At 63.1% G+C, this 20353-nt stretch carries 25 protein-coding genes; 14 read left to right on the forward strand and 11 right to left on the reverse strand.

Annotated elements, in window-relative coordinates; genetic code table 11:
• Nucleotides 1-246: 246 nt before the first annotated feature.
• Nucleotides 247-447: an Rmf/CrpP family protein gene (locus tag FVA80_RS31540; RefSeq protein WP_348642415.1), complete on the reverse strand. Its 201-nt coding sequence runs from the start codon at nt 445-447 to the stop codon at nt 247-249.
• A gap of 703 nt (nt 448-1150) precedes the next feature.
• Here FVA80_RS31540 and FVA80_RS22510 point away from each other — a divergent pair.
• Nucleotides 1151-1306, forward strand: a complete 156-nt coding sequence (locus FVA80_RS22510) for a Flp family type IVb pilin (protein WP_147907376.1) — start codon at nt 1151-1153, stop codon at nt 1304-1306.
• Nucleotides 1307-1854: 548 nt separating this feature from the next.
• Here the strand turns inward: FVA80_RS22510 and FVA80_RS22520 are convergent.
• From FVA80_RS22520 to FVA80_RS22535, 3 genes are all read right to left on the reverse strand, one after another.
• The gene (locus FVA80_RS22520; RefSeq protein WP_147907378.1) at nt 1855-2085 is read right to left on the reverse strand and encodes a hypothetical protein; all 231 of its coding nucleotides are present in this window, start codon (nt 2083-2085) and stop codon (nt 1855-1857) included.
• A 622-nt stretch (nt 2086-2707) separates the two neighbouring features.
• Nucleotides 2708-2935, reverse strand: coding sequence for a hypothetical protein (locus FVA80_RS22530; protein WP_147907380.1), 228 nt, complete (start codon nt 2933-2935; stop codon nt 2708-2710).
• 83 nt (nt 2936-3018) lie between these two features.
• Entirely contained in the window at nt 3019-3651 is a 633-nt protein-coding gene (locus tag FVA80_RS22535) for a PAS domain-containing protein (RefSeq protein ID WP_147907381.1), read from the reverse strand.
• 111 nt (nt 3652-3762) lie between these two features.
• On the opposite strand from FVA80_RS22535, the gene FVA80_RS22540 reads away from it, so the two are divergent.
• Together FVA80_RS22540 and FVA80_RS22545 are read left to right on the forward strand one after the other, a co-directional pair.
• Entirely contained in the window at nt 3763-4071 is a 309-nt protein-coding gene (locus FVA80_RS22540; RefSeq protein ID WP_147907382.1) for a hypothetical protein, read from the forward strand.
• Nucleotides 4072-4125: 54 nt separating this feature from the next.
• The gene (locus FVA80_RS22545) at nt 4126-4329 is read left to right on the forward strand and encodes a hypothetical protein (RefSeq protein WP_147907383.1); all 204 of its coding nucleotides are present in this window, start codon (nt 4126-4128) and stop codon (nt 4327-4329) included.
• A gap of 7 nt (nt 4330-4336) precedes the next feature.
• Here the strand turns inward: FVA80_RS22545 and FVA80_RS22550 are convergent, their stop codons facing one another.
• Nucleotides 4337-5605 carry a hemolysin family protein gene (locus FVA80_RS22550; protein ID WP_246692089.1) on the reverse strand — a complete coding sequence of 423 codons (1269 nt, stop codon included), beginning with the start codon at nt 5603-5605 and terminating at the stop codon, nt 4337-4339.
• A 175-nt stretch (nt 5606-5780) separates the two neighbouring features.
• On the reverse strand, nt 5781-6488 hold the full coding sequence (dnaQ, locus tag FVA80_RS22555; protein WP_147907385.1) for a DNA polymerase III subunit epsilon: 708 nt from the start codon (nt 6486-6488) through the stop codon (nt 5781-5783).
• A 217-nt stretch (nt 6489-6705) separates the two neighbouring features.
• Here dnaQ and FVA80_RS22560 point away from each other — a divergent pair, with 217 nt between their 5' ends.
• The gene (locus FVA80_RS22560) at nt 6706-7449 is read left to right on the forward strand and encodes a Crp/Fnr family transcriptional regulator (protein ID WP_147907386.1); all 744 of its coding nucleotides are present in this window, start codon (nt 6706-6708) and stop codon (nt 7447-7449) included.
• A 9-nt stretch (nt 7450-7458) separates the two neighbouring features.
• The gene (locus FVA80_RS22565) at nt 7459-8016 is read left to right on the forward strand and encodes a chemotaxis protein CheB (RefSeq protein WP_147907387.1); all 558 of its coding nucleotides are present in this window, start codon (nt 7459-7461) and stop codon (nt 8014-8016) included.
• A gap of 1 nt (nt 8017) precedes the next feature.
• Here FVA80_RS22565 and FVA80_RS22570 read toward each other — a convergent pair whose 3' ends face one another.
• The 4 genes from FVA80_RS22570 to FVA80_RS22580 all read right to left on the reverse strand — a co-directional run bounded on the left by FVA80_RS22570 (nt 8018) and on the right by FVA80_RS22580 (nt 9407).
• A complete protein-coding gene (locus tag FVA80_RS22570; RefSeq protein WP_147907388.1) occupies nt 8018-8218 on the reverse strand; it encodes a hypothetical protein in 201 nt (66 codons plus the stop codon).
• Nucleotides 8219-8224: 6 nt separating this feature from the next.
• Nucleotides 8225-8410, reverse strand: coding sequence for a hypothetical protein (locus tag FVA80_RS22575; RefSeq protein ID WP_147907389.1), 186 nt, complete (start codon nt 8408-8410; stop codon nt 8225-8227).
• Nucleotides 8411-8414: 4 nt separating this feature from the next.
• Complete coding sequence (locus FVA80_RS30725) at nt 8415-8567, reverse strand: hypothetical protein (RefSeq protein WP_187193478.1); 153 nt, start codon at nt 8565-8567, stop codon at nt 8415-8417.
• Between the two features lie 249 nt (nt 8568-8816).
• Complete coding sequence (locus tag FVA80_RS22580; protein WP_147907390.1) at nt 8817-9407, reverse strand: chemotaxis protein CheB; 591 nt, start codon at nt 9405-9407, stop codon at nt 8817-8819.
• A 1031-nt stretch (nt 9408-10438) separates the two neighbouring features.
• Between FVA80_RS22580 and FVA80_RS22585 the strand changes: the two genes are divergently transcribed.
• Both FVA80_RS22585 and FVA80_RS22590 read left to right on the forward strand, forming a co-directional pair.
• Entirely contained in the window at nt 10439-11986 is a 1548-nt protein-coding gene (locus tag FVA80_RS22585; protein ID WP_147907391.1) for a sensor domain-containing diguanylate cyclase, read from the forward strand.
• A gap of 246 nt (nt 11987-12232) precedes the next feature.
• Nucleotides 12233-14443, forward strand: coding sequence for an EAL domain-containing protein (locus FVA80_RS22590; RefSeq protein ID WP_147907392.1), 2211 nt, complete (start codon nt 12233-12235; stop codon nt 14441-14443).
• An 87-nt stretch (nt 14444-14530) separates the two neighbouring features.
• Here the strand turns inward: FVA80_RS22590 and FVA80_RS22595 are convergent, their stop codons facing one another.
• On the reverse strand, nt 14531-14842 hold the full coding sequence (locus tag FVA80_RS22595) for a hypothetical protein (protein WP_147907393.1): 312 nt from the start codon (nt 14840-14842) through the stop codon (nt 14531-14533).
• 143 nt (nt 14843-14985) lie between these two features.
• Between FVA80_RS22595 and FVA80_RS22600 the strand changes: the two genes are divergently transcribed.
• From FVA80_RS22600 to FVA80_RS22635, 7 genes are all read left to right on the forward strand, one after another.
• Nucleotides 14986-15603 carry a PAS domain-containing protein gene (locus tag FVA80_RS22600; RefSeq protein WP_147907394.1) on the forward strand — a complete coding sequence of 206 codons (618 nt, stop codon included), beginning with the start codon at nt 14986-14988 and terminating at the stop codon, nt 15601-15603.
• 129 nt (nt 15604-15732) lie between these two features.
• Nucleotides 15733-15927: a hypothetical protein gene (locus FVA80_RS22605; protein WP_147907395.1), complete on the forward strand. Its 195-nt coding sequence runs from the start codon at nt 15733-15735 to the stop codon at nt 15925-15927.
• 142 nt (nt 15928-16069) lie between these two features.
• A complete protein-coding gene (locus FVA80_RS22610; protein ID WP_187193479.1) occupies nt 16070-16360 on the forward strand; it encodes a PAS domain-containing protein in 291 nt (96 codons plus the stop codon).
• Nucleotides 16361-16423: 63 nt separating this feature from the next.
• Nucleotides 16424-17565 (forward strand): IS3 family transposase gene (locus tag FVA80_RS22615; protein ID WP_147907397.1). Its coding sequence is split into 2 segments (ribosomal slippage): nt 16424-16691 and nt 16691-17565, totalling 1143 coding nucleotides; the frame shifts between segments, so codons are not numbered across the junction.
• A gap of 46 nt (nt 17566-17611) precedes the next feature.
• The gene (locus FVA80_RS22620) at nt 17612-18106 is read left to right on the forward strand and encodes a substrate-binding domain-containing protein (RefSeq protein WP_147907398.1); all 495 of its coding nucleotides are present in this window, start codon (nt 17612-17614) and stop codon (nt 18104-18106) included.
• Between the two features lie 552 nt (nt 18107-18658).
• The gene (locus tag FVA80_RS22630) at nt 18659-19000 is read left to right on the forward strand and encodes a hypothetical protein (protein ID WP_147907399.1); all 342 of its coding nucleotides are present in this window, start codon (nt 18659-18661) and stop codon (nt 18998-19000) included.
• A gap of 212 nt (nt 19001-19212) precedes the next feature.
• On the forward strand, nt 19213-20331 hold the full coding sequence (locus FVA80_RS22635; protein ID WP_246692090.1) for a DUF3829 domain-containing protein: 1119 nt from the start codon (nt 19213-19215) through the stop codon (nt 20329-20331).
• The last annotated feature ends 22 nt before the right edge of the window (nt 20332-20353 follow it).

Consider the following 20353-nt stretch of genomic DNA (forward strand, 5'->3'; position numbering starts at 1 on the left):
CTCACCGCGATTACAGACGGGAGTGCTTCAGCGCAGAACGTGTTGGGCGCCGAGTGAACCCCAATCAATCCAGCTGAGGTGCAGCGGCAGCTGGAGAAGGGCTGGCGCGACTTGGATGCAATGAACCGGCGCGACACCCAATGCAAGCAGGAGCAGACATCGGATAGGCGCACCTTGCCGGGCGAGCCTCCGAGCCCATCGAATGGTACGCTATCAATCGCCTGCGCACCGTAGCCACTTGCCACCTCAAGCATCTGAGATGGGAACATCAGGACCGTCCTCGCTCGGCGTGCCATCGTATCCGTCGAGCCACGCCTGTCGCTCAGGAGCGTCGGTTGGGTACGGACAGCTATCCTTCGGGCGACCAATTGCTCGCGCGTGCGCACCTTCTGCGATCGGCTGACAGATTAGGGGCTGTTGGGTGTCCATGAGCACACCGTCATTCATCCGCACAGGCTACCTAAATTAGTGAAAGTGGCATCCCGATTGCTCGGTTCCTAAGCTCGCCGTTCATCGCAGGCATGGTGCACCCCTGATTTCGGCTTGGAAGGATCGGGGGTGCACCGCTGCTATCAGAACCACACCTGCCCGGCATTGGCTGCCATCGCGTAGGCGCGACCACTATGCGTCTACGGGTTCTGTTACCCGCTTGGTCCAGATGATCCGCCCGGCATCATCTCTAAGGGTGGCTACCCCTGATCGGTGGGCAATCAAGTATGTAAACCGAGTGTTGGCATCAGAGATTGCTTCAGCTTCTGTTCGCGCCGCGATTTGCTCGCTGGCTACTGAGATGCCGCTAGCGCATCGGCGATGTATGGAGCATTCGAGGTGAAACACAGCCATCCATTATCGGACGCAATACGCCTGCCAGTTAGGTAGCCGCAGGTGGTGTCGGACGATGTCGCGGAAGGGGCGGCGCACCCCGTCAGGAGCACGCCGCAAGTTGGCTCGTGGTCTCATCGACGAGCCGGCGCCTCTGGCAAAGCGCAGGCCATGAAAGGCCTTCGCCTCTATCGTTGGTGATGGTGGAACCCGCTCAGATGCGGATTGCTGGGGACCGAGTAGTGGTTCTTCACAGACCGTAAATGCGCCCCCCGGTATCACGGGGTCGTGAGCCCTGACCGGCGCAGGATCCCCGTGATGCCTCCAGCTGCTGCAGCGGTTCGCCCGCGATGAGACCGGCGCCACCGCGATCGAGTACGGCATGATCGCCGCCCTGATCGCCGTCGCGATTATAGCCTCGTTAAAGGTCGTTGGTTCGCGGCTCGGCACCAAGTTCAGCGCCATCTCCGGCAACCTGAACTGATCCGTACTTTTGGGCAGGTCGAGCTGCTTACCTGCAATCGCGCTTCCGCTCGGGCCCGCATCGGCCTGCTCAGGGGCGTGGCAGCTTTCTGTTCAAGTCAAGCCAGCTACGATTGGCCATGTGCCGATCTATGCGGCAAGAAGCGACGCTGAATTGCTCTACCATTTATGCGTCATAGCCGTGTCGGTGAACGGCAATGCGGCGCCCTCAGCATAACGATGATCGAAAGCCCGAACTGTGAAGCGAAGATCGACGGCGCATGGCGAACGTTATCGCTGGTCGAGGTGCATCGGCGGTATCGCGATGCCTCCAAACGCTGCCCTGCTTGTCATGGGCGCGTGCGGATCTATTGCCATTACCTGCGGGCGCACCGGCCAATAATGCGGCATGACGAGCCGCACAACGGCTGCCCGCTGATTGCCGCGACCTATCGCGGAACGCTATCGCCACACCCCCGAGCGATCGGCTAACGACTGTTTCGAAGCTATCTTGTATCGCCTCGGGTGGGGGAGCATTCGGCCTTACTCGCAGTCGAGCCGATCGTCATATTACTGTTCAGTGATAGAAAAGGTCGCCCGCGCCTGCATGACTAGACAGCCATCCTCGGCATAGGCCTTCGCGGTCAGCTCCTCGACACCGTGAGGCTCGCTTTCGTCGCGCAGGATCGCCGTGAGCGTCTGAAGAAGCATCGTGCGCAGAGCTTCGTGGTTGGGCAACTCTACCCCTTCCTCGTCCTGAACCTCGATGCCGTTCGCTGTGCTGATGAAATAGCGTGACACTCACGCCTCCGTGAACAGGCTCCCCCTACGCTGGAAACCCAATCAGCCGTGATAAGTTCGCTTTGCATCTGGCAGATGTTTCGACATGAAAAAGCCCGCGCCGGCAAACCGGGCGGGCTTAGGAAGTTCGTGGTCTCAGGAACAAACCAATAGCTACTTAAAACGAGGTTCGTCTCATTGCTGTAGTCGGAACGTCACTTCCCGCTACCGCCGCCCTGGGGCACGGCACGCGAGGGCTGAGCGGCATTGCCACCAGCTGCTGAGTTGTTCGTCATGGTATCGGCGGGCTGACCAGTCGGGGTACCGGTGACGGCTGCCGGTGCTCCAGTCGAACCAGGCTGCGGCGCTGCCACCCCAGGCGCACCGGGAGCCATAGTCGTCGGAGCACCGGGAGCCGTAGCAGGAGGGGCTGCCGTCGGCGATTGTGCGTGAGCCGCTCCCGAAAGCAGGACCATGAGCGGGATAGATGCCGCAATTGAGCGTTGGCGCATCAGAACCTCGTTGTGCCAAAGAACGCCGGTAACGCGTGCGTGAGGGAAATTGTTTCGCGTTCGAACCTGGTGAGGCTACCTCCCCCGCCGGCCCGTAATCAGATCGGACGGCGGGGCCGAGCCGGCGGTGCTCAGTTCATTCGCTTGCGCCGCCCCTGAACCTCCTGCTCGGCCAGTTTGCGTCCTAGTCCGAGCAAGAGCGCATCCGCCTGAGATTTCAGGGCCGGGTCCTGCAACTCGATGATCGCCTGCTGGGCCGCCATGGCGTGGTCGGCGGCCCGCTCCAATGGCGGCTCCGCTGGATTGATCTCGGCCTCGCAGAACGTGCCCTCGTTCATCCGCATCTGGGTGACATCCACGAGAATGCCGCTTCCACCCACCGACCTACCGGTGTGATCGCTGGTGAAGCACCTTACGCAAGGTGTCGTTCACGATGTTGCGCTCAATGCATCGTTTGGTCTGACGACCGCTCGGCCGCCGGGGCCTCTGCCAGCGATGCAGAAATCTGACGGCCAAGTTCGTACAGCAGGCCCTCAATCAAGGGGCGAACCCGCTTCGCCGTTTCGTCATCAAGGCCGCGACCTATCTCCTCGATCTCCAGAGCGCGCTCAGCCATGCGCTCCAGGAGTGGACCCGCTACCTCGTGAGTGGTCAGGAACCGGGCTGGGCCATCAGTGTTCCCGTCACTCCGGCTGTCCGTCACGTCTATAACGATGCCGCGCCCGAACATCCGGCCGCTCGCATCTCGCCAATAGTGACCGCGTGCCAGCACCCAGCGCACCACGCCCTGCGTGGGTACAACGCGATGCTCCCAGACGAACACACCGCCCTCCTCGCGTATGCGGGCGCGACGTTCCTGATCCTGGGCCAAATCATCTGGGTGAAAAGCAGACAGGAGCCGCGAAATCGGAACGCCTTCCGCGGCCTCGGCATCCGACCATCCGAAAAGCCGGGCGACTACCGAATCACCGCGCGTCCGGTCGGCTTCGAGATCGGTTTCCCAGACACCGATGCTGGGCGCAGCGAGCGTCAGGGAGCGTGACCACAGGGCGCGTTCAGGTGACTTACGCGGCATAAACGATCCGACGCTTTCGCAACTCGGCCAGGAAACAGCATCATAATTTTGCGCCGCTTCGCGACAAGGGTATCTTAATCCTCAACATCTGCGACCAATGGCGGAACTGAGATGGCGAAGCACGACGACGAATATGGGCGTGCGTTCAGCTTCGCCCCGCAGGATCAAGCCGCGGCAGAGCGTGCCCGCAAGATGCGACTGCTGAAGCGCATTGCCGACGCATTGCACCTACCGCAGGCCACGCTGCACGGTCCGGCCGACCCGCGGGTCGGGTCTGAAGCCGACCCCACCAGCGAGGAAAATGATCTCGACGAAGCCTGCGCAGCACTGCTGCTGGCCTACCGACGCATCAGCGACCCGGAGATGCGCCGCCACTTTCTGATCCTCGCCCAAGAAACAGCAGAGCGGTCTGACTCGTGATTAGATCAGGTGGCGGGGCCGAAGCCGGCTGGTACGTCATCAAAGGGTACGGCCATGCCTGTCGATCAAGAGCAAGTGTTGCCGGACGACGCATTGGAGCGGTTGGCGTGTGCGTTGTACGCCGACGTTCAGCTCCAGTACCCGCAGAAGCCGCCGGGCACGGCTTCGGGCAACTTCGGCGACGATGTAGGGACCAACCTGCTCGCGTGGCTGCTTGATGCCTACGACGATGCTTTTGCCGGAGACGACAGCGACTGAGCGGACGTCATCCCATCACCCTGGAGACTAGGACTTTGTCGATTCGGCGTCCGTCCATATCAACGACCTCGAAGCGCCAGCCGCCGGCCTCGAATGCATCTCCGGCGGCTGGTATCCGACCCAGTTGAAAGATCACGTAGCCGGCCAGCGTATTGAAGTCGTCTGAAGTCAGGTCTTCGGATAGCTCCAACCGTTCGAGAGCCTCGCGGGCTGGCATCATGCCGTCGATCAGCAGCGAGCCGTCCGGGCGCTCAATCACGTCCGGTTCGTCGCCGGCCTCGGGGATGTCGCCGGCGATGGCCTCCAGCAGGTCCGTCTGGGTGACAATCCCTTCCAGGCTGCCGTACTCGTCCACGACTACAGCCATGCGCATCGGCTGGCTCTGGAAGGTCTCCAGCACCGCGAGGATGGTCATGCTCTCGTGCACGACGATGGGCGGCTGGGTGGCCGCGAGAACGTCGATGTCCTTGCCGTCGAGCACCTGGTCGAGCAGGTCCTGCTTGCGGACGATCCCAACGATCTCGTCGACGTCGCCGCGGCTGACGACGACCTGGGCGTGATTGCATTCGCGCACCGCCTTCAGCACCACGTCCCTCGGGTCGTCGGCGTCGACCCAGAAGACCTCGTGGCGCGGGGTCATGATGTCCCGGACCTTGCGCTCGCCGATGGAGAAGATGCGCTCCACCGCTTCCTGCTGGACCTCGCGGATCAGGCCAGCTTCCTGGCTCGCCTGGATCAGCAGGTTGAGCTCGGCGGTCGAATGCAGCGAGCCCTCGCCGTGACCAGCCTGGAGGTCGAAGAGCCGAAGCACGCCGTTGCCGAGGCCGTTGAGCAACAGGATCGCCGGACGAAAGACGAGCAGGAACAAGCCGAGCGGACGGACGACAGCCAGCGCCGTGCGCTCGCTGCGCTGCAGGGCCAAACTCTTCGGGGCCAGCTCACCGAGCACGATGTGCAGGGAGGTGATGATCGAGAAGGCCACGACCACAGATACGGTATGAGCCAGGGCCGTTCCGAGCGACATCGGCAGCCAGGTCAGAGCCGGCTCGATCAGGTGAGCCAGCGCCGGCTCCCCGATCCAGCCCAGCGCCAGGGACGAGAGGGTGATGCCGAACTGGGTAGCGGCAAGGTAGGCGTCGAGGCGGTCAGTGGCCCGTTGCAGGGCGGTGGCGTTGGCTCGCCGCTCGGAGACCAGTTCGGCGACCCGGCTGCGGCGCACGGAGACCAGGGCGAACTCGGCTGCCACGAAGAACCCATTGGCGAAAACGAGGACCAAGACCGCAAGCAGACCCAGTGCTGTCGACCATGCATCGTCGGAAATCAGCGTGACCCTTCTCGAATGAACGTCCCGACCTACCAGCCATGCCGGTTTCAGACCACGGCGCGATTACTTCTTCACCGGATGCACCAACAGGCTCGAGGTGCGAAACTGAGCGTCGGCCCGTTGCCCGTCAGCTATCCGTCTCGCTGATGTAGTCCGCCCAGACCGGCGTCTTTAGCGTGCCAATGAACGCCGCATGGCGCTCCCGCTCCGCGTCGGTGAGCCGGGATTTGAACACGCGCGGCGCTACCGGCCGCCCAGCGTCCGCAGTGGACTGAGCCAAGGTAGCGAGGGCGGGCGCAAGGTCGAAGCCAGTTTGCTTGCCGCCCAGCAGCTCGACATAGACCTCCGCCAGGATCTGGGCGTCGAGGAGCGCGCCGTGCTTGGCGCGGCGGCTGCGATCGATCCCGTAGCGATTGCAGAGGGCGTCGAGATTGTTGGCCGCGCCCGCATGCTTGCGCCGGGCGAGGAGGAGCGTGTCGACCACATCATCAAGCTTGATCGCAGGCGGCCGCGGCTCGGGGAGCCGGGCATACTCGGCGTTGAGGAAGCCGACGTCGAACGGCGCGTTGTGGATTATGAGTGTGCCGTCGCCGATGAAGGCCAGCAGCTCGGGCACGATGGTAGCGAATAGCGGCTTGTCGGCCAGGAAGCCGTCGGACAGGCCATGCACCGCGAAGGCGTCCGGATGAACCGCCCTCTGCGGATTGCAGTAGCGGTGGAAGGTCCGGCCCGTCTGCATGTGGTTGATCAGCTCGACGCAGCCGACCTCGATGATGCGCTCGACCTTGGGGTCCGTGCTGGTGGTCTCGGTGTCGAGGACGATCTCGCGCGTCATGCCGCCTGGCTCTTCCAGTGTGCCTGCTGCCCCTCGAAGGTCGTTCGCACACGATCGTCAAGGAATTCGATTGGCTCTTCGCGAGCGCCTCGACCCGATCGCTATTCGGGAGCGGAACTGCTCCATGTGAATTTTCCCTGGATCATCGTCTGTTCAAATCCAGGCATCGGTGACTGGGAGAGGCGTGCGCTTCCGCTGCTCGATAGAGGCGGGCGTGATGCTGACGACGACAATTTCTCCGCTCTCGGCGCTCACGGCGCGGCTCTCTCGGGCCATGCCGCTCTCCGACGACGCGCGGCGCGCCATCGAGGTGTTGCCGGCCACGATGCAAGAGCTGGCGCCGAACACCGGCTTCATCCATCCCGGCGACCGATCCACGAGTTGCTGTCTCGTGCTCAGTGGCTGGATGGGCCGCTTCACGCTGCTGCCCAACGGCGAGCGTCAGTTCCTCGCCCTCCACATCGCGGGCGACATCCCTGACCTTCAGACCCTACATCTGCCCGTCGTCGACCACGGCATCTGCGCCTTCACACACGTGTCCGTAGCCCTAATCCCACACGAGGCGATCCACGACCTGATGGTGCGATACCCCGATGCTGCGGCCGCACTCTGGCACGAGGTGCTGGTGATCGCGTCGATCACGAACGAGTGGTTGATCGGGCTCGGCCGTCGTTCTGGTCCCAAACGGTTGGCGCACCTGTTGTATGAACTCTACGTCCGGCAGAAGGCTGCAGGCCTGGTCAAGGAAGAGGGACGGTGCGCCCTGCCGCTCACGCAGACGGTCCTGGCCGACGCGTTGGGCCTGACCTCGGTGCACGTCAACCGCATCCTACAGGAGATACGTGCCGAGCAGATGATCCAGCTCATGAAACGCACGCTGATCATCCGGGATTGGAGCCGCCTGAAGGTACTTGCCGAGTTCGATCCGCTCTACCTGCACCTGGACCAGCGGCTAACCTGAGCTGGGGAGATGAGCGCCATCGTCGTCATTGCTGCCTCAGCCGGTGGCCTCGATCCCATCGTGCAGATCATCACCGCGCTGCCGTCCGACTGTCGGGCGTCCGTGTTCATCGTCAGCCACATCGGTGCGAACCGCAGCTACCTGCCAGACATCCTCGCCTCGCGTGGTCATCTCCCGGCAGCGTTCGCGCAGCATGGCGAGATCATCAAGAGCGGCCGCATCTACGTGGCGCCCCCGGACCATCACCTGCGGCTGCGCTTCGGTGTGATCCACCTGGATCGAGGTCCGAAGGTCCACTTCACGCGCCCAGCCGCCGATCCCCTGTTCGTCTCAGCGGCCGAAACCTACGGCGAGCGCGTCGTCGGGATCGTGCTCAGCGGCGGAGATGGCGACGGCGCCGAGGGCCTTCTCGCGATCAAGGCGCACGGTGGTCTCAGCTTGGTGCAGGAACCGGAGGAGGCCGCGGCGCCTGACATGCCCATGGCGGCGTTGAGGCGCGATCACCCAGACGGATGCCTGACAGCCGATCGGCTTGCCGAGCGTGTCGCCGCTCACTGTGCTGGTTGAGCTACCGACCCTCGACGAACAGGAACAGCAGCGTCGACACGATCAGCAATGTCCCAAAGGCGCGGACGGAGTGCATGTCCTGCCGATCCGGCTTCGCCTGTCGGAGCTCAGCCAGGGATAGCCGTGTCCCTGCGACCAGCGTACCCGTCGCCGACGCCATCATGGCCGCAAACAAGACCCAGCCGGGCAAGGTCTCGGGCATGGAGGTCTACTGCAGCCGGCCGACCCCGACGTTCAAGCCGAGGCGGATGGCCAACGCCAGCAAGCCGCCGACGGTGAGCCAGTCGCTGCCGTCCACGCGCCAATTCTCGTAATCGTCGTCGGGCTCGACGGTGTGGCCGCGCGAAGCGAGGACGGTTACGGCCTCGGCGATCGGAACTGAGTCCTCGAACATGGAGCTACGCCGAAGCCGCGATCATCCGGTTCCGGGCCTCGACTAGACGCTGCTCGTCCTCAACCAGCGGCAGCTCGACCACGACCTGCTCGACGATCATGCGTGTGGCCGCCTCGTTCAGGCCGAGGCCACGAGCGAAACCGTCGAGGCGCACCATTGCGCGATGGACTGCCGCTCTGAAGAGCGGAGGGAACGACTCGCTCGCTATCTTAACAGATGCGGGAGCAGCATCATGGCGTGTATTAGGGTCGTGGAGGTCGGACACGGTTGGGTTGCTGGCCATGCCGGAGAGCTACTGCAGCGTGCCGGGGGCGTCCACCACCGGCCAGCCAGGTGCGGATCGCTAGTGGACCAAATCCGACACTCGGTACCGTCTGGAAACGGCTTTCCTCCGATGCGGGTAGCTTCACGGCTGCTGGACGGCAGCACAGATAGCCTGGGCGATCTCAGACGGGCTTCCGATCAGGTCGATAGGACCGTCATACGAAATGGCGTTCTCTGGCATGCCCTGCTCGGGCGGCCGCGCAGGCGTGAGGACCATCGAGAGGCCGCCGATCTCGTTGATGGCCGCCAGCCCGCGTGCTCCGTCATCAAGGGATCCGGACAAAACCACCCCAATGATGCGGGAGCCGCCATGCGCCGCAACGGATCGGAACAGCAGGTCCACGGTGCGGTTGCGATGGGTGCGGTCTGGATCGTCGATCAACTGCCCGAAGCTGTTGGCCGCCAGAGTGAGGTGGTCCGCCGGGGCTCCGACATAGGCTGTGCCTGGGGTGAACCGACCGCCGTCCAAAGCCACGCACACCGGCATGTGGGCGGCGCGTCCAAGCACAGCAGCGAGATGACTCGGTTTGTCCCAGAGCCTGTGCAGGACGATCAGCACGACAGCGTTCAGCGAGGGCGGCAACTCGCGCAGGACGGCCATGATGTCGTCCAAACCATCACCGCCAGAGGCGCCGATGGCTACGAACCAGGGTGTGTCGACGCGCTTCAACATCGAAGGCACCTAACACAGGTTACTTTATTGCGCGTGGTCCGTTGACGGTCACGAGCCCTAAGCGCGTTCTATGCGTTTGACACAACGCGCTGGCCGGGCGGCCATATCATCACGGCTCGCCCGGCCTTGCACGCATCCCGACCTCAAACGGCGGTGGATAATCCTAAGATGGGCTCGAACTGAGCTGTAGGGAAGCCTCGGTGTGTCTCCAGCACTCTCGCGCCGCGGTGTTTCATCCGGTTGAACGTCCGATTGGACCGACGTGGTGTGCCATAAGCCGCCCTTATGCGAACATGCTGTAGATGCGCGCTGCTTCTCTAACAGCGGAATGGAAGGCGAATACTCCTCGTTCTTTGCATGGCGGGCGGTAGGAGAGCAGTCGGAACATCAAGGGTAATATGCCTACAATTTTAGACAGTCAAATTTCATCTACATCTGAAATGTTATCAATAAAACAACCAATAACTAGCGTAGAGAATGTGAATATATGCTTTAGAAATTTTTAGGCGACGCTATCGTAGATTGCGTGATACCCAGCGACAGTGAACCCAATTCTGGGAAGTCAATTAATTTTATCGACCGGCGCGAAGAGCGTCGAGAGACCAACTGGACGTTGATCCGCCTACCTGACGGTAGCGCGATCTTGACCACCGTGAAGGACATATCTCCCTCCGGCGCTCGCCTGGCGGTGCCGAGTTCCTACGTCTGGCCCAAGACCATCATGTTCAAGGTAGTCGGACGCGACTTCATCTGCGCGGTTCAGCTGGCTTGGCGTCGGGGTCATTACGCCGGTGTTCGCATCGAGCGTGTGACGAAGACCACATCGACCCAGGCGAGAGAACCTGTCGCCCCCGTCGAGCCAAACGCTACGCTGCATGGCCGCCGCAGCCGCTTCTCACAAAACTGAGCAGTTCAGTCTCTCGACGACATAAACCGCTTGACCCTGCTGTGGCCTATTGATCTGAAGTCTTTGATTAAGACTTCCCATGCGAGGATTGGGCAGGAGCGAACGCGCTCGCGAGAAAACTCTGATGGCCTCGCTGCGATGCCTCACGCATCGGTTCAACTCGGCTCGGACCTGGATGGCCCTCGGTGTTCTAGCACCAGTCGGTATGCTCGTGATTTCCGGCTTCATGCTGCTCGACCTGCGGCAAGACGCCTGGGACAAGGCCGAGCAGACCTCCAAGAACCTCCTCCAGGTCCTTGAGCGCGACATCGCCCGCAACATCGAGATGTACGACCTCTCGCTGCGCGCCGTCGTCGAAAACCTCAAGGTTCCCGGCCTCGATCAGATCAGCCCCGAGCTGCGCCAGCTCGTCCTGTTCGACCGGGCAGCCACGGCTCAGGACATGGGCGTCATGCTTGTCCTCGATGAGAACGGCGACAGCATCATCGACGCCGGCGCAGTGCCAGCCCGAAAAATCAGTAACGCTGACCGCAGCTACTTTCTGGTGCACAAGGCTCAGGCCAATCTCGGCCTCTACATTAGCGAGCCGCTGGTCTCCCGCCTGACAACCACCCGGATGCTCGCGCTCAGTCGCCGCATCAACAAGCCTGACGGCAGCTTCGGTGGCGTGGTGGTCGGCACCCTGAAACTGTCCTACTTCACGCGGCTGTTCAGCCAGATCGACCTTGGTCGGGATGGGGCGATCAACCTGTACCTGCGTGACGGCACACGCGTCATGCGCCAGCCCTACGCGGAAGCCGACATCGGCGTGAATATCGCAGGTGCCCCGACCTTCAAGGGCTTCCTGCGCGAGCACAACGGCAGCTTCGTCGAGACCTCCGCCCGGGATGGTATCCAACGGCACTACACCTTCACACGTATCGGCGACCTGCCGCTGATCCTGAACGTCGCCCTGTCGACGGACGAGATCGAAGCGGAATGGCGCATGAAGGCGCTCACGATCGGCGTCATCGTGCTGATGTTGTGCGGCCTCACGATCGCGCTGTCGCTGCTGTTCGGGCGCGAGCTGCGCCGCCGCGAGGCCATGCAGGCTGAACTCGAAAGGCTATCGCTGACGGATGCCCTGACGCGTCTTCCGAACCGTCGCGCGTTCGAGGACACCGGCGCTCGGTCTTGGAAGGCTGCGCTACGGAGCGGCAAGCCTCTCTCCCTCCTCATCGTCGACGCCGACCATTTCAAGCGTTTCAACGACCGTTACGGCCATCAGGTCGGAGATGAGGTACTGCAGGGTTTGGCACGATGCCTCTCGGCCAGCGTCCATCGCCCTCATGATCTCGTCTGCCGCGTCGGCGGTGAGGAGTTCGCCGTCCTTCTGCCGGACACCGATCAGGCAGGTGCGCTCCGCATCGCCGAGAAGGTCCACGCCGAAGTATTGACCCTAACGTTTGGCTCGGCGGGCATCGGTGCTGGCGCAGTCACGGTGAGCATCGGGCTCGTCACCACCATAGCGGGCGGCGCAGAGGTGACAGCCTTGACGGACCTCTACCGCCTTGCAGATGGTGCGCTCTACGAGGCCAAGGCAGGCGGTCGGAACCAGACCCGCTGCGCAAAAATGCACGCTGCCCCGACAGCTTCACAGAAGCGCGAGCTTCAGATCATCAGCAGATCGTAGGCTGCCGCTCGCTTATCCGAACCCGGGTGCTCTCGGCTGTCGATCTCCGCTGAGCCCTAAGCTCGTACTCGGCCATGCGCAAACACCGAAGAACACTTAACAGTTCTGCCGCCAGTTTTCGGCATCATTCTAAAAGTTCGGTATAATTTATAATTTATGTTTAGAGGTCAATGCGCAGACAATAATGTATTTTTAACAATCTCCACGGATAACACCTGCTCACCCCGGTATTAAAACTGGCGAGCCATGCCATCCCGCGAAACCGCGCTCCCCGAATACACTCTGTCTTCTCTGCGGCAAAGTGACGACCGAGATCCGACCCTCGACGCGATGTGTCGGACAGCGGCGGCACTTTTCGGGGTGCGCTACGCGTTTGTTTCGCACCTCGACACGGAGTGTCAGCTCTTCCTCGGGCGCGAGGGGCTCGATGTCCAAACCACATCTCGCTCCATCGCCTTCTGCGCTCTGACGGTTCTCGGTGCACCTCATGAGCCGCTGATCGTGCTCGATACGCACGATGATCCGCGGTTTGCCCGCAACCCACTCGTCACGGGTGCACCGTTCTTGCGGTTCTATGCCGGCGTCCCGATCGCCCATGCTGATGGAAGCAACACGGGGACTGTCTGCATCGCTGACGACGCGCCCCGCCAAGCCTTCGGCGAGGCGGATCGGCATCGCTTGTTGGACCTCGCTAAGTTCATCGAAGCCACGCTGCGCGGTCGTGCTGCCCAGATCGAGGCTGAGTGCGCACGCGAGCAAGCCGAGGCAGCCTACGCCGCACTGCGCGAGAGTGAGCATCGCTACCGGTTGCTCGCCGAGAACGCCAACGACGTCATCGTCCTAGGCGATCTCGACATGCGTCGCCTCTACGTCTCTCCCGCTGCTCGCACCGTTCTCGGCTACGAACCGGAAGAACTCGTCGGGACGACGCCGGCCACGTTCGGCCACCCTGACGATGCTCACGCCTTCGCCGATCTCCAGACGAAGTTGTCGATGGAGGACGATGGCCGCTTCGTCACCTGCGTCCGCCACCGCCACAAAGCCGGACACTACGTCTGGATCGAAGCGTCGGTACGGTTGGCACGAGATCCCCAGGGCGGACATCCAGTAGGTTATGTCGCCGCCTTGCGGGACGTCACGGCCCGCCGTGAGGCCGAGGAGCAGGTCCGACACATGGCCCTGTACGATGCGCTCACCGGCCTGCCCAACCGGACCCTGTTCCGCGACCGTCTCGACCAGGCGATCGCCCGCGCCGCCCGCTCCGACAAACCCATCGCGGTGCTGATTTGCGACCTCGATCGGTTCAAGGCCATCAACGACAGCTTCGGCCATCCAGCGGGCGACGCCCTGCTCCAAGTCGTGGCGGCGCGGATGCAGGCGGTGCTGCGCCCCTACGACACTGTTGCCCGGCTCGGCGGCGACGAGTTTGCGCTCGTGCTCACCGATCTCGACAAACCGTGCGCGGCAGCCTGCCTCGCTGAAGACCTGATCGCCGCGGTGAGCGAGCCGATTAATCTCGACGGACAGGTGGTCGAGGTCGGCGTCAGCGTCGGCTTCATCGTTGCATCGCTACAGGGCGCCCGCGCGGACGAGCTGTTCAACAAGGCCGATATTGCGTTGTACGAGGCCAAGGCGGCGGGCCGGAACACTTATCGTGAGTTCGAGCCAGACGTTGGCGCCCGCATCACGACGCGTGGCCATCTTGGTCTCGACATGAAGGAGGCGATCCGGCGCGGCGAGTTCCGACTGGTCTATCAGCCGGTCGTGAAGGCTACGACCGGTGCTGTGATGAGCTTCGAGGCGCTGATGCGCTGGCGCCATCCGGAGCGGGGCGAGATCTCACCTGGCGAGTTCATCCCGCTGGCCGAGGAGAATGGCCTGATCGTGCCGCTCGGTACCTGGGCGCTGCAGGAGGCCTGCTACGAAGCGATGAACTGGCCAGCTCACATCCGCGTCGGGGTCAACGTCTCCCCGGTCCAGCTGCAGCAGGACGGCCTCGAAGCCGCAGTGCTAACAGCCCTGGCTGTAAGTGGTCTGCCCGCAGCGCGGTTGAAGCTAGAGGTAACCGAGAGCGTTCTGATGCAGGACGCCGACGAGGTCTTGAACCGTTTACACCGGCTGCGCGCCCTTGGGGTGCGCATCGCACTCGACGATTTCGGTACGGGGTACTCGTCACTGAGTTACCTGCGCCGCTTCCCGTTCGACAAGATCAAGATCGATCGCGCGTTCATCCGCGACATCGTCGACTCAGATGCGGCAGCGATCGTGCGGGCGGTGGTGGGCATCGGCGAGCGGCTCGGCATGGGCATCGTGGCGGAAGGGGTCGAGACGGTCGAGCAACTCGAACTGGTGCGCCGTGAGGGCTGCGGTGAGGTTCAGGGCTTCCTGTTCAGCCGCCCGTTGCCGCCGCGCGAGGCACGGCTCTATGCTGAAGGGGTACGGATCCAGGCAGCATAGTCGCCGCTACCCCGCACAGCCAGGCTTTTAATCTCCTATCTCACCTAGGAAGCAGCACGATTGGATGGAGAATCACCAGCACAAACCTTACAAATTATGTTCAGCGAGGCACGCGGTTGCTGTCGAAAAGCCGCGCAGCAGTTCGAGGAAGCGCAGCCGTGCGGCTACATCGTCGACGGCGAAGTACAGTCGCAGGATCTCGACCCCCTCCTCCTCCCGCGACGCGAACACCTGAGGCACCGCCGCGCTTGAATGCGACAGACTGAACGCTTCAACCGGCATGTTGAGGCTGGCGGCGATCGTCCTCAGCCGCAGAGCCGCAGCATCGGCGATTGGTTTGGGACGTTCTCGGTCGGCTTCACCGCCGGGCCGAGAAGCGCTCTTGTACTTTTCGCCCATGTTGCCCCGCCGCAGCCGCACACAGGCGGCAAAATCCGCGTAGGTTGCAAGCTAGCACGCGAGTGCAATCGAAACGAGTGTATGAAATCAGCTACGTGCCGATTGCACGCGACCGAGATCGCCGCCGGAGGGAATGACAGCAGATGCCGAAGCGAGGCGTTGTGCGGAACCTGACCCGACCGAACGAACTGCGGACCAGCTTGGCGGCCTCAGGCGTCGTCGGCACTTGGGAATGGGACCTGCTAAACCACTGCGTGTACTACGACGAGGAAGCTGCGGCCCTGCACACCGGCGATCCCAGCCTCGCCGGCCAACCGATCAGGGTGCCGATATCGATCGCCAACGTTCATCCCGAGGACCGTGAGTGGATGGTGCGCGACATGGCCAAGGCGGTGCAAACCGGAGGGCTATTTCTGGTCGAGTACCGGATCATGAACCCGGATCGGAGCGTCCGCTGGCTGCTGTGCCGCGGCCGGATCTATCGAGGCGAGGATGGCCGGGCGGTGCGCTGTCGCGGCATCATGATCGACATCACCGAGAGCCGTGACGCTGGCGATACCGGCGAGGGCTATGTCGCGCAGCCCTCGTCGCACGAGGAGAGCCTAATCGTGCAAGCGGCCGACCGCTGTCTGGAGACGCGGGCGGTCCTCGAACAGCTTGGCTCGCAGCACCTGCTGCAGAAGGCGGACGAGCTACTCTTGGCCGTTGGTCGGGAACTGGCACGCGAAGTCCATGAGCAGCAGATGTCGCATCTGCACTAGCAGAACGTGCATCAGCAGGTGTTTCAGTTTAAAATCCGAGGCTGGTCGGAATTGCCCCGCCCTCTTGTCTCGAACATCTCGTGCGCCCTTCCCCGCTGACGTATGCTCGGCGCCGAGCAGGAGCGCGCCATGCCCGATGCAACCATCGAAAACGCTTATGCGGAGGGACAAGCCGCCCAGGGAGCCGGCGCGATTGACGCGGATTGCCCTCACGTTACCGGAACTTTGGCGGCTGCGATGTGGCTCGAAGGTTTGTCCGACGCCGCGCTCGGCCATCACGCCTTGGATCGCACCAAGAAGGTGATGGACGCCGACCAGGCCTAGAGGTCAGCGCCGACTCCAACGCGCTGGCCTCGCCTTGGTATCGCAGGCAGAAAATCGGGATCCGCATGATCCATGAGAACGGTCATCCTCGTGCACCGTTATGGTCGTCAGATGCCTTTCCCGTCTGACGCGTTTCTCACCCATGATGGTTCTCGACCTGATCCGGGCCCTTGCCGAAGATGCGCCCGTCGGCATCGTCGTCACGGACGTGGCGATCGATCCGCCGGGGCCGATCATCCGCTACGCCAATCCTGCCTTCTCACGCCTCGTCGGGCGCGACCTCGGTAAGATCGTCGGGCAGAGCCCCCGCTTCATGCAAGGGAAGGAGACCCGCCGGGAAACGCTCGACACCTTCAGACGCGCCTTGGCAGCTGGGGAGCGCTTCCACGGCTACATCACCAATTACCGCGGGGACGGCACCAAGTACCGGTGACCTGACCGGCTGGCTTTGGACCGGGCTGATTGAGAGGATCAGCCAGGACGGAAGGAGCTGGGCATGAAGCGAGGTCAGAAGACGGGTGCGGAGCAGGTCGTGCTGAAGCTGCGCCAGATCGAGGTGCAGACGGCCCAGGGCAAGAGTTTGGCGCTGGCTTGCAAGGAGGCCGAGATTTCCGAGCAGAGCTACTATCGCTGGCGCAAGGAGTACGGCGGCCTGCAGATCGATCAGGCCCGTCGGATGAAGGATCTGGAGCGCGAGAACGCGCGATTGCGTCGGCTCGTGGCTGACTTATCGTTGGAGAAGCAGGTGCTGGCGGACGTCGCCGCGGGAAACTTGTAGCCCCGGAGCGACGCCGGCAGGCAGTCGACGCGATCCAGGAGAAGTACGGCCTCTCGGAGCGCCACGCCTGCCGGATCGTCGGCCAGCACCGGGGCACGCAACGCTACGTGCCCACGGTACCGGCTGACGAGGATGCGCTGACCCGCGCCATCATCGCCTTGGCGTCCGAGTACGGACGCTATGGCTACCGCCGCGTCACTGCGCTGCTGCAGACAGCGGGTTGGCAGGTGGGGAAAGACCGGGTTCAGCGGATCTGGCGTCGTGAGGGGCTCAAGGTTCCGCAAAAGCATCGGCCGCGAAGCCGGCTGTGGTTGAACGATGGCTCCTGCGTGCGGCTGCGGCCTCTCCATCGCAATCACGTCTGGAGCTTCGACTTTGTGCAGGGTCAGACCCATGACGGGCGAAGCCTGCGTATCCTGACGCTGATCGACGAGCACAGTCGCGCCTGCCTGGCGCTCAAGGTCGCGAGGCGCATCAACAGTCTGGGTGTGATCGAGGCGCTGGCAGATGCGATGTGCCTGCATGGTATCCCAGACAACATCCGCTGCGACAACGGCCCAGAGATGATCTCGAAAGCTTTGCGGAAATGGGTCGCCAAAACCGGCCCACAGATCCAGTACATTGCACCAGGATCGCCGTGGGAGAATGGCTATTGTGAGAGCTTCAATGGCAAGCTGAAGGACGAGTGCCTACGCCAAGAAATCTTCTACTCGCTCAAGGAGGCACAGACCGTGATTGGGATCTGGCAGAATACGTACAACCGCGTTCGACCGCATTCGTCCTTGGGCTACCGGCCGCCCGCCCCTGTCACCTTCCCGGATCTGGCCTTCCGGCTACCCATGGCCGCTACCATGCAGTAGCCTCTCAATCGGCTCGGTTCAAAATACCGTTCAGGTCACCTGCGCGATGACGGAGTACCTGATTGGCCGTGGGTACAAGAACATCGGATTTGTCAGCCTGCCCATTCACGACAATGATCGCGCTGCCGAGAGGCGGGCGGGATTTCTAGCCGCCCATCAACGACGTGGGTTGATCTCCGCTCCCGAGTTGCTGCTCGAAAGCCCGCCCGGACTGCGGAGCGGTGGGCGCGCACTCGCGACTTTGATTGAGCGCGTACCGGCCGTCGATGCGATCTTCCTTTCCGGCGATGTGCTGGCGACCGGAGCTTTGCTTGAAGCGAACCGCCGCGGCTTGGATGTCCCAAACAGGATCGCGATCGTCGGCTCGGATGACAACGAACTCCAGGAGGCCGTCTCCCCACCGCTGACAACGCTGCGCTTTCCTCGCTATCAGATCGGGCATCAGGCAGCGGAGATGCTGATGAAGCAATTGCGCAATCCCTCCTACGACATCCGCAAGCTTGACCTCGGTTATGAGCTCATAGAGCGGGCAAGTGCTTAGAAGCGAAACAAACGCGCCAACAACAACGACGTTTGCTGGCCGAAAGCTGTCCGTCTGGTTTCTAGCGATCGGTGATGTGAAGCAGACAGGGTAGATGGCCCGTGCATTACGTGCGGCCACGCCAAGATGGTACTGTCACGTAGCAGGAGCTTCGAGCCACTACGATGCACAGACCCAACGGTTAAGCGCGGGCGCTACAAGCGTACAGACTGCGCCGGGGAGGAGGTAAACACCCACTGCAATCAGCCCTAAGGTGCTCGCCACCAGCATGGCGATGAGCGGCGCGAAGCCGACGCGATGAACCACGCGGCCGTATCCATTGTTCCCGCACGCCGTGCTGGTAATCCAGCACAGCCTATTCCTGAAGACCAACGATCACGCTCAACGCTTATTCTGATCAGTTCACGACGCCGTGAACACAGCGACGCCTCATTCCCACGCCCAAGAGGGATCCGAGCGCTCACGCAGGGCGCTGCCGTATCGCCGTCCCGCGCGATGCATTTCTTTTCGCTACCTCGGCTGCAGGCTCCGGGTAAAGCTTAGGCGGTGTTGATGCTGTTCATCTGGTCAGGCTGGGGGATCGTGGTCATTCCCGTCGTAGTCGGCACGGCGGTTGCGGTCGGGGCGGTGGGCGGGTTGGCGCTTCGGGCCCTCGGTCACCCCGAACTTATATTTCTCGCCATCAGCCTCGGGCTGTTCGCGGCCGCAGCCGCCAATTGGATCGTCGGCCGGCGCCTGAACGGCAGGGCGCCGCGCGAACTCATCGACCCGGCCACGAGCGAACGCGTTCTTCTCCGCCGTCGACACGCGCTGTTCTGGGTACCGGTGCAGTACTGGTCCGTGCCAGTCGCGCTCGCCGCGCTCGTCCCATTGCTTGCCCTGCGCAATCTCTGAATCTGACGCCCCCAACCAGCCATACAGTTAAGGAGATGAGCATGCCGCGTGGCAGCTGTGAGCGTGCGGAGAGACCCCGTCGGTTCCTCGTGGCCTGTCTCACCGTAGTGATGGCTACGCCCGCCACGGCCGTGACACCGGTGACGCCAGTGGGTGTTGAGAGCTGTGAGGCCTTTCTGGATGCCTACGCTCAGTGTGCAGCAAGCCCTGGCGTGCCGGAGGCCGCCCGCCCCAACATCCGGCAAGGCATCGGCACGCTGCGCGAGAGCTTCCGCGACGCCATCAGCCGCAACACGGCCGCCCGCCCGACGGTCGCCTACCAGTGCGCCCAGGCCCATGAGGCCGTGCGTAAGAGCATGGTCGACGCCTTCAGGTGCGACTTCCCCGCTCCGCCGCCGGCCTCCCAGGCTCTGCTGCAGGCCGCGCCACCCGCGGCCTCGGCACAAGCGCCGGCCCGGGGGGGCGTGCGCGCCTCATCAACCTCGCCAAGCCCCGAGATGCAGGAGGTGGCGAAGGTGAACGCCTACACCGAGGTGCAGAACCACCTCGTGCGTTCCCATCCCCTGGAACGGCAGCTCGCCGATTACCGACGCGACAACGAGCGCGTGCTCAAGCTCGGCACGAAGCTGGGTGCCAACGCCTGGTACCATTTCGGCATCGTCGACTTCGACGGGGTGATCGACGAACTGGACAAGGCGACCGCCCTGCCGGCGACCATTCCCGAGGTCGACTCCCAGGCCACCCGGCTGCTCGCAGCCTTGCGCGAGCTCAACCCGGTACTGAAGGCGCTGACCCGCTATCAGACCACGCGAGAGTTCAAGGAGGACGGCTACAAGTTCGCCCGCGAACAGCATCGGATCCTCGTGCCCAAGGTCGAAGCCGCCGCTAAGGCGATGGACGCCTACTGCACCGCCCTGTTCGAGCGCGAGCTCGCCCGGGACGAGCGGCGGATGGCGTCGCTGGCGGAGGACGCCCCAGCACGCCGACTGCTCGCCACCAGCTTGGCGCTACGCCGGGCAGTGCAGCGCTTCGAGGCCCTGGCGCCAAGGTCCGATACCGCCCCGTTCCTGGCCGCTCTCAGCGACGTGTCGACCGCGAATCGACAGCTCGGGGTGACGTTCGACGGCATGAACCCAAAAGCGAATTCGTCGTGCACCGGATACGCGGACACGGTGGCGAGCGTGATCGGTCACGGCCGCGACGTCGCGCGAGACATCAAGGCGAAAGGTGACCCGAGTCAGCCGGCGCGGCTGTTCAACGACGCCTACAACCGCTCGGTGCGCGATCTCGAATCCTGCCAGCGGTACGAGGATAGGGTGCGGCCGAGCTAACCGGCGCTGGCACAGCGCAGGC

Source organism: Methylobacterium sp. WL1 (assembly GCF_008000895.1).
Classification (GTDB): domain Bacteria; phylum Pseudomonadota; class Alphaproteobacteria; order Rhizobiales; family Beijerinckiaceae; genus Methylobacterium.

What these genes read in the sequence shown, in the direction of transcription:
- FVA80_RS22560 (WP_147907386.1), top strand. Translation starts at nt 6,706, where the DNA reads ATGCTGACGACGACAATTTCTCCGCTCTCGGCGCTCACGGCGCGGCTC.
- FVA80_RS22570 (WP_147907388.1), bottom strand. Translation starts at nt 8,218, where the DNA reads ATGCCCGAGACCTTGCCCGGCTGGGTCTTGTTTGCGGCCATGATGGCG.
- FVA80_RS22600 (WP_147907394.1), top strand. Translation starts at nt 14,986, where the DNA reads ATGCCGAAGCGAGGCGTTGTGCGGAACCTGACCCGACCGAACGAACTG.
- FVA80_RS22565 (WP_147907387.1), top strand. Translation starts at nt 7,459, where the DNA reads ATGAGCGCCATCGTCGTCATTGCTGCCTCAGCCGGTGGCCTCGATCCC.
- FVA80_RS22630 (WP_147907399.1), top strand. Translation starts at nt 18,659, where the DNA reads ATGCTGTTCATCTGGTCAGGCTGGGGGATCGTGGTCATTCCCGTCGTA.
- FVA80_RS22610 (WP_187193479.1), top strand. Translation starts at nt 16,070, where the DNA reads ATGATGGTTCTCGACCTGATCCGGGCCCTTGCCGAAGATGCGCCCGTC.
- FVA80_RS31540 (WP_348642415.1), bottom strand. Translation starts at nt 447, where the DNA reads ATGAATGACGGTGTGCTCATGGACACCCAACAGCCCCTAATCTGTCAG.
- FVA80_RS30725 (WP_187193478.1), bottom strand. Translation starts at nt 8,567, where the DNA reads ATGGTGCGCCTCGACGGTTTCGCTCGTGGCCTCGGCCTGAACGAGGCG.
- FVA80_RS22545 (WP_147907383.1), top strand. Translation starts at nt 4,126, where the DNA reads ATGCCTGTCGATCAAGAGCAAGTGTTGCCGGACGACGCATTGGAGCGG.
- FVA80_RS22595 (WP_147907393.1), bottom strand. Translation starts at nt 14,842, where the DNA reads ATGGGCGAAAAGTACAAGAGCGCTTCTCGGCCCGGCGGTGAAGCCGAC.
- FVA80_RS22605 (WP_147907395.1), top strand. Translation starts at nt 15,733, where the DNA reads ATGCCCGATGCAACCATCGAAAACGCTTATGCGGAGGGACAAGCCGCC.
- FVA80_RS22585 (WP_147907391.1), top strand. Translation starts at nt 10,439, where the DNA reads ATGGCCTCGCTGCGATGCCTCACGCATCGGTTCAACTCGGCTCGGACC.
- FVA80_RS22540 (WP_147907382.1), top strand. Translation starts at nt 3,763, where the DNA reads ATGGCGAAGCACGACGACGAATATGGGCGTGCGTTCAGCTTCGCCCCG.
- FVA80_RS22535 (WP_147907381.1), bottom strand. Translation starts at nt 3,651, where the DNA reads ATGCCGCGTAAGTCACCTGAACGCGCCCTGTGGTCACGCTCCCTGACG.
- FVA80_RS22580 (WP_147907390.1), bottom strand. Translation starts at nt 9,407, where the DNA reads ATGTTGAAGCGCGTCGACACACCCTGGTTCGTAGCCATCGGCGCCTCT.
- FVA80_RS22575 (WP_147907389.1), bottom strand. Translation starts at nt 8,410, where the DNA reads ATGTTCGAGGACTCAGTTCCGATCGCCGAGGCCGTAACCGTCCTCGCT.
- FVA80_RS22620 (WP_147907398.1), top strand. Translation starts at nt 17,612, where the DNA reads ATGACGGAGTACCTGATTGGCCGTGGGTACAAGAACATCGGATTTGTC.
- dnaQ (WP_147907385.1), bottom strand. Translation starts at nt 6,488, where the DNA reads ATGACGCGCGAGATCGTCCTCGACACCGAGACCACCAGCACGGACCCC.
- FVA80_RS22590 (WP_147907392.1), top strand. Translation starts at nt 12,233, where the DNA reads ATGCCATCCCGCGAAACCGCGCTCCCCGAATACACTCTGTCTTCTCTG.